The 11,613-nt window shown below is 49.6% G+C and carries 11 protein-coding genes; 3 read left to right on the top strand and 8 right to left on the bottom strand.

The features are described 5' to 3' along the window. The first annotated feature begins 31 nt into the window (after positions 1-31). From ACYQ2M_RS18405 to ACYQ2M_RS18395, 3 genes are all read left to right on the top strand, one after another. The gene (locus ACYQ2M_RS18405) at positions 32-793 is read left to right on the top strand and encodes a hypothetical protein (RefSeq protein ID WP_459917842.1); all 762 of its coding nucleotides are present in this window, start codon (positions 32-34) and stop codon (positions 791-793) included. A gap of 215 nt (positions 794-1,008) precedes the next feature. Next, the gene (locus tag ACYQ2M_RS18400; RefSeq protein WP_459917841.1) at positions 1,009-1,422 is read left to right on the top strand and encodes a DUF6399 domain-containing protein; all 414 of its coding nucleotides are present in this window, start codon (positions 1,009-1,011) and stop codon (positions 1,420-1,422) included. An 11-nt stretch (positions 1,423-1,433) separates the two neighbouring features. Next, on the top strand, positions 1,434-1,598 hold the full coding sequence (locus ACYQ2M_RS18395; RefSeq protein ID WP_459917840.1) for a DUF6399 domain-containing protein: 165 nt from the start codon (positions 1,434-1,436) through the stop codon (positions 1,596-1,598). A 343-nt stretch (positions 1,599-1,941) separates the two neighbouring features. Here ACYQ2M_RS18395 and ACYQ2M_RS18390 read toward each other — a convergent pair whose 3' ends face one another. The 8 genes from ACYQ2M_RS18390 to ACYQ2M_RS18355 all read right to left on the bottom strand — a co-directional run bounded on the left by ACYQ2M_RS18390 (position 1,942) and on the right by ACYQ2M_RS18355 (position 11,602). After that, positions 1,942-2,871, bottom strand: a complete 930-nt coding sequence (locus ACYQ2M_RS18390; RefSeq protein ID WP_459917839.1) for a methylenetetrahydrofolate reductase — start codon at positions 2,869-2,871, stop codon at positions 1,942-1,944. Then, a complete protein-coding gene (locus tag ACYQ2M_RS18385) occupies positions 2,868-3,536 on the bottom strand; it encodes a methylenetetrahydrofolate reductase C-terminal domain-containing protein (protein ID WP_459917838.1) in 669 nt (222 codons plus the stop codon). Before ACYQ2M_RS18385 ends, ACYQ2M_RS18390 begins: the two co-directional genes overlap by 4 nt. Positions 3,537-3,562: 26 nt before the next feature. Beyond that, complete coding sequence (locus ACYQ2M_RS18380) at positions 3,563-4,003, bottom strand: hydrogenase iron-sulfur subunit (protein ID WP_459917837.1); 441 nt, start codon at positions 4,001-4,003, stop codon at positions 3,563-3,565. Then, the gene (locus ACYQ2M_RS18375; RefSeq protein WP_459917836.1) at positions 4,000-8,442 is read right to left on the bottom strand and encodes an FAD-dependent oxidoreductase; all 4,443 of its coding nucleotides are present in this window, start codon (positions 8,440-8,442) and stop codon (positions 4,000-4,002) included. Before ACYQ2M_RS18375 ends, ACYQ2M_RS18380 begins: the two co-directional genes overlap by 4 nt. Before the next feature lie 11 nt (positions 8,443-8,453). Then, positions 8,454-9,338, bottom strand: coding sequence for a methylenetetrahydrofolate reductase (locus ACYQ2M_RS18370; RefSeq protein ID WP_459917835.1), 885 nt, complete (start codon positions 9,336-9,338; stop codon positions 8,454-8,456). Between the two features lie 448 nt (positions 9,339-9,786). After that, positions 9,787-10,650, bottom strand: a complete 864-nt coding sequence (gene rsmI, locus ACYQ2M_RS18365; protein WP_459917834.1) for a 16S rRNA (cytidine(1402)-2'-O)-methyltransferase — start codon at positions 10,648-10,650, stop codon at positions 9,787-9,789. Next, positions 10,650-11,015 (bottom strand): YraN family protein, encoded by a 366-nt coding sequence (locus tag ACYQ2M_RS18360; protein WP_459917833.1) that lies wholly within the window; start codon positions 11,013-11,015, stop codon positions 10,650-10,652. Before ACYQ2M_RS18360 ends, rsmI begins: the two co-directional genes overlap by 1 nt. Next, entirely contained in the window at positions 11,015-11,602 is a 588-nt protein-coding gene (locus ACYQ2M_RS18355; protein ID WP_459917832.1) for a ribonuclease HII, read from the bottom strand. Before ACYQ2M_RS18355 ends, ACYQ2M_RS18360 begins: the two co-directional genes overlap by 1 nt. Between the last annotated feature and the right edge of the window lie 11 nt (positions 11,603-11,613).

Genomic DNA, 11,613 nt, shown 5'->3' with positions numbered 1-11,613 from the left:
ACAATAATCTTCAAAAGGAAAATTTAATATCATGAGAGTTAATAACCGCCTTTTCCACTTGACACCAAATACAAAAAATATTTCCGGCTTGGTCTTCTTTCTTCTTATTATTTCATCCTGTATAACGCCTTTGTATGCCCACAATCTATGGATTATAGGTGACGCTAACAAAAACGGGGACGGAACAGTCCATCTCTACTTTGCACATAATGTTGGTCCTAGTGATGGAAATTACATCGAGCCAATTGCCAAAAGAGGGAAAACATGGCTCCAGACGACAAATGCGGAACCAAACCAAATTAAATTAAATGATGAGGTTACAGAAAATGGTCTAAAATATCTAAAAGGAGATATAGGAGAAATAAAACCACCATTTTCATTGGATCACAGTAGTTTGTATGGCATCTATCATGGTCGGCTTGATTTTTTCTACGGTCGATATATCCAAGTAAATAAAGCTGAAGAACTTTCTGGTTTGGCAGAGTCACCTCACATGCCTTTTCAAATCGTACCTGTTGGGATAGAAAATGGGCTCTTACTTCGTGTGATGTTTTTTTCAAATCCTTATCCACGGTCAGAAGTAACGCTTTTGTCCTCTGACGGTACTGAAAAACAATTTAAAACAAATCAAAAAGGGGAAGTTTTAATACCTATTAATAAAATCGGAACCTATCATTTATGCGCATACGCATTTGAACACGATGCTGCTGGTGCCTTCGAATATGAAGCGTTCAAAGGGATAATGTATGGATCAACGTTGACGATCAATTTTTCAAAAAACTCGAAAAAATAATCTAAAAGATCTATGTAATGCAATCTTGTCTGGTTTAATTTTTATTTAAGAAGGTAGGCTACAGGCATGCCGGTTTCTGCGTATTCAGCCAGGATCTTTCGCAGCAATGCCGGTTCTTGCTCGCTTAAAATTTCATCAGGCAGCCGGGTCTCTTGGGGTTTGGATCTGATGCGTCTTTGACCGGAAGCATTTTTTATCTTATCCTGGGGATAAATTTGTGCAATTTGCTTGCCCGTTCGCCTGTCCACAAGCCAAGCAGCGGATTTGTTCCAATCGGTAAAACCTACTCATCTCAGCGAGGAGTTTCTCAGCAACTGGATTATAAGATCATTCAGTTCGGAGAAATTGAGCAGTTCGGAGAAATTGAGGCAAAAAGTGAAAATTTCGATTGCGCTGAAAAACGTCCCCGGGGTCGCAGACCCCACTTTGAGGAAAAAATCAAAAAATCCAGGAAGTTGCTTTCGATTATTGAAAATCATGAAAACTTGGGTAAAATAATCTGCGATTGTGAAATTGAAAAACTGGACAAAGCCGCTAAGGATTGCGCTCAATCTTTTCAAAGATCAAGTTCCTGCGTTGAAGGGAGGAAGCACAACTTGCTCTGCGGCACCAAGGGATTCATCAACTGAGCAACCGACATTTGCAAGCGCTCACAGTCATACACAATTATTACGTTAAAAGACGGGACGAAACAACGGCTGCCGGAAGATTTTTTGAGGCTGAGCCGAATGACTTATTTGAATTTTTACTGGATAAAATGGATTATCCAGCACGACCAAGAAATTGTAAAAAATTAGTTACTTAGAGGTTGGTGGGCGGAGTTAGAATCAAGCCCAAACGTAACAGCAACGACAGATAAAGGATTAAATGGATTATAGCGTGATGTTTGAGGGGCAATTGCGTTTTTCTTCCTCAAAAAGACTTATGACTCAAGAATAATTCCAAAGAGTTATGTTTTACTGGATATGGTGATAGCAAAAAACTATCCGAACCATTATTTTTGTTACTATCTTAATAATATCAATTTTTGTCAAAAAAATATCTGATTTTTTTTGGAATACCACATAAAAAAACCCGAACAGAAACCAGTCTGTTCGGGGTTTTTTATACTTTTTATTTGTGTGATGTTGGTGTACGGACTGCCTTGCCTACACCTCAGGACGCGGATAAAGCCCGCTTCTCTCCACGATCTCCGGCACCTTCTCCTCCCACTCAATGGCCATGATGTGAAAGCCTGCGATGCCCTCCACCTCTTTTAAGCGCTGGATGTGCTCAACGCAGATGTCAATGCCTTCCTGGGCCTGTTTTTTCTTTTCCACCCCGGCAAGGCGGGCAATGATCTCATCGGGGACATCCATGCCCGGCACCCGGTTTTTCATGAACTTGGCCATGGGCGCTGATTTCATGGGGGTCATACCGGCCATGATGAATGTCTTTTCATGCAGTCCACGGTCTCTCACCCGTCGCATCCACTCCTCAAATTTATCTATATTGTAAATACACTGGGTTTGGATAAATTCCGCCCCACAGGCTATTTTCTTGGCCAGGCGCGGCACCCGGATTTCAAAGGGATCGGCAAAGGGATTGGCTGCGGCCCCCACAAACATCCTGGGGGGGCGTTTAATGTCATCCCCCCCCAGAAATTTTCCTTCATCGCGCATGTGACGTACCGTCTGGACCAGCTGCATGGAATCCAGATCATGGACATTCTGTCCCTGGGCGCAGTCCCCGAAACTTTGATGATCCCCGGAAAGGCACAGCACATTGTGAATATCAAAGGAGGCTGCCCCCAAAAGATCACTCTGCAGGGCCACCCGGTTGCGATCCCTTGTCACCATCTGTAAAATGGGTTCAAGCCCCATCTGTTTTAAATGAATACAGGCAGCAAGGGAACTCATGCGGGTCATGGCAGTCTGATTGTCGGTGATGTTCACCGCATCCACATGGTCTTTTATCAAAGCCCCTTTGGAAGTCACCGCTTCGGGGTCACTGCCCCGGGGGGGACCGCATTCTGAAGTCACTGCAATGTGCCCCGATCTAAAAACCTTCTCAAGCTTGCTTGGTGTGTTCATCTTCATACCTGGACATCCTCCCTTGACACAGTTCTGGGTCCACCGGCCCGCTCCGTTGACCAGTCCTTGATGGGGGTCACAATTTCGTAGTCATCCAAGCGATCCAGATCCCTCAATCGATCAATGATCAGCTGCCATGCACAGTCCACATCCTTGTTGATCTCGCACTTGCCGCCGGTGGAACCGCCGCAAGGACCGTTCATCACCCGCTTGGCGCACCGGGAGATGGGGCAGATACCGGCGGTGGTGGCCAGCACACAGGACCCGCAGGCCTGGCACCGCTCCGTCCACAACCCTCTTTTTTCCGTGGCCCCCAGAAAGCAGGTATTCACCCCGGGGATCAAAGGCGTGGTGTGATATTTTTCCGCCATGAACTGCACCCCCACCCCACAGGCCAGGGAGAGCACCGCATCATAGTTGTCCATGACATTCCGGATCTCCTCCAGGTATTCATGGTCACACTGCCGTTCCAGGGTATGTTCATCAAAGGTTTTCTTCTGGCCCTGCTGGATAAAATGCATTCTAAGGGCCGATGCCAGTACCTCCACCTCTTTTTTCCCACCGGCCTCGCACACAGTGACACATTCGTTACACCCCAACACCAGGATTCGGTCGTAGGCCTTGACCGTTTCTATGATCTCTTCAATGGGCTTTTTATCGGCTACTATCATATCTCAAACCTCATTTAACAGGGTTATCATGCCGCAGTTTTCTGGGCTTCAAGGGCCGTTCTCACCGGGCTTGGTCCAAGGGCTCTGATCTTTTCGTCCATTTCTATGGCATACTGGGCAAACAAGGGGCCTTCACCGGAGGACAGGTTATACATCTGAACCCGTTCACCGCCCACCCCCACCTTATCCAGAATGGCAGCCACCTGCTCCACCCGTTTTCTTGCCCTGAAATTACCGGTTTTAAAATGACAATCTCCCTCCATGCATCCCACCACAAACACGCCATCGGCCCCTTTTTCAAAGGCTCTGAGCATATGGATCACATCCACCTTGCCCGTGCAGGGCAACCGAATGATTCTAAAGTTAGCGGGGCATTTCAATCTCATGGAACCTGCCAGGTCCGCAGCAGAGTACCCTCAGTAATTGCAGCAGAAAGCCAGAATGACCGGTTCAAAATCTGTGCTCATATTCCCCCCTCCAGCAAAGCTTCCACCTTGCTTAGCAATTGATTGTCTTCATACCAGTTGAGCTTGATGGTTTTGGCCGGGCACTCGGATACACACACCCCGCAGCCCTGGCACAGGGCCGGATCGATGTAACTTTTCCCCTCCTCATTGATCCGGGGAACGGAAAAAGGACAGGATCTGACACAGATAAGACACGATGCGCAATGATCCGGGTCCACCAATGCCGTCACCGCTGACAACGTAAGAAAGTCTGAGGAGAGATAGGTGGTGGCCCGGGAGGCAGCAGCCATGGCCTGGGCGATGGTCTCTGTGATAAGTTTGGGGCTGTGAGCCGTTCCACAGATAAACACCCCTTCGGTGGCGGCATCCACCGGACGTAATTTCACATGGGCCTCAATGAAAAAACCCTCTCTATTGCGACCGGTCTTGATGATGGTGGAAAGCTCTTCGGTGTCTGCTGCTGTCACACCGGCACTTAAAGCCACCAGATCAGCATCCACGGCAAGTTTTCTTCCCAGCACATGATCAGTGAAGGTGACGGTGAGTCCGTCAGAGCCTTTTTCCACAACTGGCGGATCTTCGGGATCAAACCGGAAGAAAAGCACCCCTTTGTTCCGCGCTTCGGTGTAATAATGCTCCAGCATGGCGTACATGCGCATATCCCGGTACAGGATAAACACATCAGCATCGGGGTTGAGTTCTTTGATGTGCAGGGCGTTCTTTATGGCACCCTGGCAACACACCCGGGAACAATTGGGATTGTTTTCGTTTCTGGATCCCACACACTGGATCATCACCACCTGCTGCAGGTGATCGGCACCCCTTTCTTCCAGCATTTCCCCCAGTTCCAGCTGGGTAACAACCTCATCGCTGTCGGTGTACCCATATTCCGTTGGCACATACTCGTTGGCACCGGTGGCCACAATCATGACCCCGTGCTCGATTTTACGTTCATACATGCCGGGACCCACCAGAACCTCTGTGGTGAAGTTACCCTTATATCCGGTGAAGTCCACAATCAATGCCTGTTTGAGTACCTGGATTTTATCATGGGCCTCCACCTTGCCGGCAAGTTCTCCCACAAATTTACGGATATCGTTCCCTTCAATGGTGTGGTACAGTTTATTGCCAAGACCGCCAAGGACGGCTTCCTTTTCCAGCAGCACCACCTCAAATCCCTGGTTTGCAAGACCCAGGGCCGATGTCATACCGGCAATCCCCCCCCCAATGACAAGAGCTCTCACCGTCACGGTGATTCTCTTTTCATGGAGGGGGGTCAATGTCGCAGCCCTTGCCACGGCCATTTTTACCAGATCCTTGGCCTTATTTGTGGCCTTTTCCGGTTCATGGAAATGCATCCAGGAGTTTTGGTTTCGGATGTTGGCCATCTCAAAGAGATATTTGTTAAGCCCACTCTTTTCCAAGGTATCCATGAAAATACCTTCGTGGGTCTTGGGGGTACACGAGGCCACCACCACCCGGTTCAGGCGATGTTCCTGGATAATCTCCTTCATGATATCCTGGGCATCCTGGGAGCAGGTAAAAAGGTTGAGTCCGGTGTACACCACCCCCGACAATTTGTCGGCATAGGCGGCCACGGAATCCACATCCACTATACCCGCGATGTTGATGCCGCATTTGCACACAAAAACGCCGATGCGGGGTTCTTCACCGGTGATGTCTCTTTCTTCTATCACTTCCACACTTCTGGTACAGGTATCCCTTGCCGCCACCAGGGCCATGCCCGCCGCACAGGCAGCACCGCTTGCCTCGGTGACAGAAGAAGGAATATCCTTGGGTCCCTGGAACACACCGGAGACAAAAACGCCTGGCCGGGTGGTCTCAAGGGGATGAAAGGGGGATGTTTTTGCAAACCCGTATGGGTCGGTCTCCACACCGATGCGTTTGGCAAGATCCCGGTTTTCCTGGGGGATCTCAAGGCCCACCGAAAGAATGACCATGTCAAATTCCTCCCGGTGCATCTGTCCTTCTTCATCGGCATAATTTAAAATAAGATTGCCCGTTGTCCGGTCCTCGTCCACACTGTGGACCCGGGATTTAATAAATCTTACATTCTCCTCATCTTTGGCCCGGAGGTAATATTTTTCATAGTCTTTGCCAAAGGTACGCATGTCCATGTTAAAGATGGCGCAGTCCAGGGGTTTTTCCGAATGCTCCTTGGCAATCATGGCATCTTTAATGGCATACATGCAGCACACAGAAGAGCAGTAGCCATTGCCGCAGCGATTGGTATCCCGGGAGCCGATGCACTGGAGCCAGGCGATTTTTTCCGGCTCCTTTTCATCGGAAGGACGCACCAGATGACCCATGGTGGGCCCACCGGCACTTAAAATCCGCTCAAACTCCAGACTGGTCATGACATTGGGCGATCGTTTGTACATGTACAGATCATCCAGGCCCGACGGATCAAAGGGTTTACTGCCGGAGGTCATGATCACCGACCCCACATCAAGATCTCGGTATTTCACCTGCTGAAAATGGTCAATGGCACCGGCAAGACAGACATCCACACATTGATAACATTCCGAGCAGATACCACAGGAAAGGCACCGGGTGACTTCTTCAAGGACAGCTGCCTCGGGAAGTCCCATGCCCACCTCCTTGAAATTTCCCTCGCGCTGTTCCACGGATAATTTTGCAGCCGTAACCCTTGCCCTTTTTGGCTCCTGGGACACATCGGGTTTTTCAAAGGTAAACACCTTTTCCCTGTCCTTTGCCAGATCTTCTCCCTGGACAAAGCGATGGATGCTTTTCGCCGCCTCTTTACCGCAGGCCACAGCATCCACAACGGATTTGGGACCATAAAACACGTCCCCTCCGGCAAAAACCCAGGGAATGGGGGTCTGCAGGGTAACGGGATCAGCGGCGATGCCGCCGGGCGGGGTGAGTTTTATGGACTCTTGTTCGGCAAAGGGCAGTTCCGCCATCTGACCAATGGCAATGATCACATGGTCAGCATCAAGGGAAATGAGATCCGTGGTATCATACTGGGGATTAAATCGACGATTTTCGTCAAAAACAGCAGTGCAGCGTTTAAATTCAGCACCGGACACCCGGCCGTCTTTTTCTATGAACCGCACCGGCCCCCGGCTGTTGACGATTTCAACCTTTTCTTCCAGGGCTTCTTCCACCTCATAATCCCAGGCCGGCATCTCGTCCCTGGCCTCCAGGCAGACCATGGTGACATCCTGTGATCCCAGTCGCCGGGCCGTTAATGCCACATCCACGGCCACGTTGCCACCGCCAATGACCACCACCTTTCCGTCCAGTTTTGAAGCAGTTTTAAGGGCGGACTGCTGTAAAAAAGTAACCCCCTTCTGCACCCCATTAAGGGATTCACCTTCAACGCCAAGCCCCCTGCTGCCATGGAGACCGGTGCCCAGGAAAAGGGCTTGATATCCATCTGATTTAAGACTTTCCAGGGAGATATCCTCTCCAAAGGTAACCCCGGTTTTAATTTCAACACCCATTTTTTCAATGACTTCAATTTCCCGGAGCAGTTCATCATTGGGCAGCCGATACTCAGGGATACCCACAGCCATCATGCCGCCCTTCACCGGGAGTTTTTCAAATACCGTGACCCCATATCCCCGCTTTGCAAGATAATAGGCAGTGGTCAACCCCGCAGGGCCTGAACCCACCACGGCAATCTTTTCGTCTCTTTTTTCCTCTGTCTCCGGGATATAGGGATCATCCGATGCGAAATCCTCGTCGGCAAGGAAACGATGCAGGTATTGGATGGCCACCGGGGCTTCCACATCCCCCCGGGTACACTCGGATTCACAAGGGTGATGACACACCCGGCCACATGACCCGGGAAAGGGATGTTCATCTTTAAATAATTTCAGGGCCTCCCGGTATTTTCCTTCATTGATCAGGGCCACAAAGCCCTGGATACTCACATGGGCAGGGCAAGTTGCCTTGCAGGGGGCCGTGGATCGTTTGGAGATGCCATAGGCCCCCGGAATGGCCTGCTCATACTGTTTAAATATAGCCTTGCGGGTGGCAAGTTTCTGGTTATGCTCACTGGGAAAATCCACCGGGCAAACCTTGGTACACTCGCCACAGCTGGTGCATTTTGAAATATCAATATATCTGGGATTTTCTTTAATGCGGGCGGTGAAATTACCCTGCTCGCCCTCAAGTTCAATGAGTTCCGTGTTGGTTAACAATTCAATGTTTAGATGCCGGCCGACCTCGACCAGTTTTGGAGAAATCACTCACATGGTACAGTCATTGGTGGGAAAGGTCTTGTCCAGCTGGGCCATCATGCCACCAATGGCCCAGGTTTTTTCCAAGAGATACACGTAATAACCGGAATTCGCCAGATCAATGGCAGACTGCATACCGGCGATACCGCCCCCCACAACCATGACGGATCCTGCGGGACTCCCATTTCCTTTCGCTTTGTCCAACATGTAATATCCTCCTAACCGTTCAAACCGTCCATGACACCCAACACCTCGGGAAGCTTGTGCTCCCAACCCAGTGTGGAAACATTCACACCACCAAAACCTTCTTTTTTAACGGCTTCAATGGTCTCCCGGGCCATGCGGGTACACTCCCTTACCTTGTCCGATGCCTTTAACACACGGTTCACAATGGTATCGGGCATATTCACATAATTGACATTCCTGGCCATGTAACGGGCCATGCCAAGGGATTTTAAAAGCAATACCGTGGGAATTATCTTGGCGCCATATTTATCCGCAGTCTTAAAAAAAGGCTGAGTCATGCTGAATTCAAACAAAGGCTGGGTGATGAAAAATTGAACGCCTGCATCCATCATTGTCTTCATCCGATCCAGTTCTGCCTCCCTGTCTGCTCCCCGGAGACAGGTGTTTAACGTACTTCCCTTTAAAAAATCCGGGGAACCATTAAGCTCCACCCCCGCCATATCGCGGCCCTTTTCAAGGGAAGCCATCCCCGAAAGAAGAGTGTCAATGTCCACATCATACACGGCCTTTGCCGTGTGATGATCTCCAAAGCTTGGGTCTTCACCGGTGACCACCATCATGCTGGTGATACCACAGGCTCCAGCAGCCAAGAGATCTCCCTGGAGTGCCAGTCGGTTTCGATCACGGCAACTGACCTGCATCACCGCATCAAACCCCTTTGTTTTCAGCAGAAGGGCTGCACCAAGCGAGCTCATGCGCATTACCGCATTACCCATTTCCGGGATAATAAATGCATCGGCGATGCCTTTCACCCCCATGGCGCCATCAACCATTGCTGAAACATCTGTGCCCTTGGGAGGCTCAATTTGAACCAGACAGGCGAATTCTCCCGCCTCAAACCTTTTTCTAAACGCCATAAACACCTCCGAAAAAGTGGAATAGTTTAAATGTCCGGGAGGGCTGAGGCCTGCTATATTGCTACTTTTGCCTGAATTGTCCCCTGAGCCCTTCTCTATGGATGCTGCCTGAAGAAAATGAAACTGAAATTTGGATACTGAAATTTGGATCTGACTCACCGGCGTTAAGGAAACGGGCATATCAACAGGAGAAGGTCGGAGAATCTTCAGAAAAAACGCCGTTGAAATCAAGGCAGGAAAAGTCAGAAACTGCCCATTTCCAGGGAAAACACACGTTTTTCCCTTTAGTATTTTATACAACCAATATTTTTTTATATCTATTTACTAATTGAATTAGCATCTACTTGTCAAGAGTTATTTATTCACTGAATAAGATTTCGCTGAAGGCAGGTATGGGGATATCATCAAAGAGGAAAAGATTTGATAATAAAAAATTATCTTAATAATTTCAGATATTTTTAAGATTTATAAGACGTTGATAAATTTCCTTGCGGGGGATGTTCAATTTTCGCGATATCTGCTTGGCAAGACGAGAAGGAGGTTGATCACTGGTGGCAAGGGCTTCTTGGAGCATACGATCCATGTCATCTGCGGCGGGGGGAGCCTGAGGAAGGGCATCTTCCCAAGCCACAAAGACGACGCATTCACCTTTGACAACGGATTTTTCCTTCAGGGTATCCATAATGGTGGACAGCTTTCCCCGGATAAACTCCTCATGAATTTTGGTGATCTCCCGGGCCACCATAGCCGGGCGGTCGCCAAAAACAAGCAGTAGTTCTTCCAGCAGCGCAATGATTCGCCGGGGAGATTCATAAAAAACAAGGGTGGCCGGTTCATCTTTCAGCCCTTCCAGAAGCCGGCGACGTTTTCCCTGTTTTCGATGGAGAAAGCCCATGAACATAAAGGCATCTGTGGGAAGACCGGCCACACTTAATCCGGCGATGACAGCCGAAGGTCCAGGAACGGGAACCACCCGGATACCCTGGTCAACCAGTTCTTTCACCAGCTGATATCCCGGATCAGAAATCGTGGGGGTTCCGGCATCAGACACAAGGGCAAGATTTTGTCCCTGGAACAGCTTTTCCAGAAACAATTTCAGGCGTTCCTGTTCATTATGCTCGTGGCATGAGATCAAGGGTTTTTTAATGTCGTAATGGGAGAGCAGCTTTGAAGTATGGCGGGTATCTTCGGCGGCTATGAGATCCACTTCTTTGAGTGTCCGGACGGCCCGGAAGGTAATATCTTCAAGGTTACCGATGGGGGTGGCCACCACAAACAAGGTACCTGTTTTGACAGGGGATGAAAGCGTCATTATACTCCCTGAAAGGCATTGGGAATCAGGTCAAAAACAAATTGCCCCTTTTGTTCCACCATGGCCACCACATCAAAGCGAATACGGGTATCATGGATCTGATGCTGTTTCAAATAATAGGTGGCAACGGCAATGATCTTGTGCTGCTTGGAGGCATTGATCGCCTCCCTGGGACTGCCATGGCGAAGTCCCCTGCGGGCCTTTACCTCAATGAAAACCAGGGTGTCTTCATGGCGGGCCACAATGTCAATTTCTCCATAACGGGTGGTGAAATTCTGCTCCACAAGGGTGTAGCCCCGGGAGAGAAGGAATTCAAGGGCAGCCGCTTCTGCCCGCTGGCCAAATATCTGAGCGCTGTTTTTCATTACCGGACACCCCGAAAAGTTTTCCGGTGAACCGGAGAAGGACCACATTCAAGCAAAGCAGCCCGGTGCATGGCCGTGGGATATCCCTTGTGGCGATCAAAGCCATACTGTGGATACTGCTCATGGAGGGTTTTCATTATGCGATCCCGGGTCACCTTGGCAATGATGGATGCAGCGGCAATGGAAATACTTCTGGCATCGCCCTTGATCACCGCCTCCTGGGAAAGGGGTGAGTCAATGGTGAATTTACCGTCGATCAGCAGATAATCCGGCCCGGGGTCAAGGCCTTTTACCGCCCGCACCATGGACAGAAGAGATGCCTGCAAAATATTAATCTTGTCGATCTCTTCCACCGTGGCAAGGCCCGTTGAAACGGCAAGGGCCTGTTCCATGAGGATATCAAAAAAAATATCCCGCTTACGGGGGGTTAATTGCTTGGAATCGGTAATGCCGGCAACGGCAAAGCCCGAAGGCAGTATCACCGCAGCAGAAACAACAGGACCGGCAAGGGGTCCCCTGCCGGCCTCATCAACACCGGCCACAGACCGGAATCCGGCCTGCAGCGCCTGTTCTTCAAATAACCACATGGAAGTCAAAA

It is taken from the genome of Desulfocicer niacini (genome assembly GCF_054657595.1).
The sequence above is the reverse complement of the archived record's forward strand: the minus strand, read 5'-3'. Positions and strand labels throughout refer to the sequence as shown.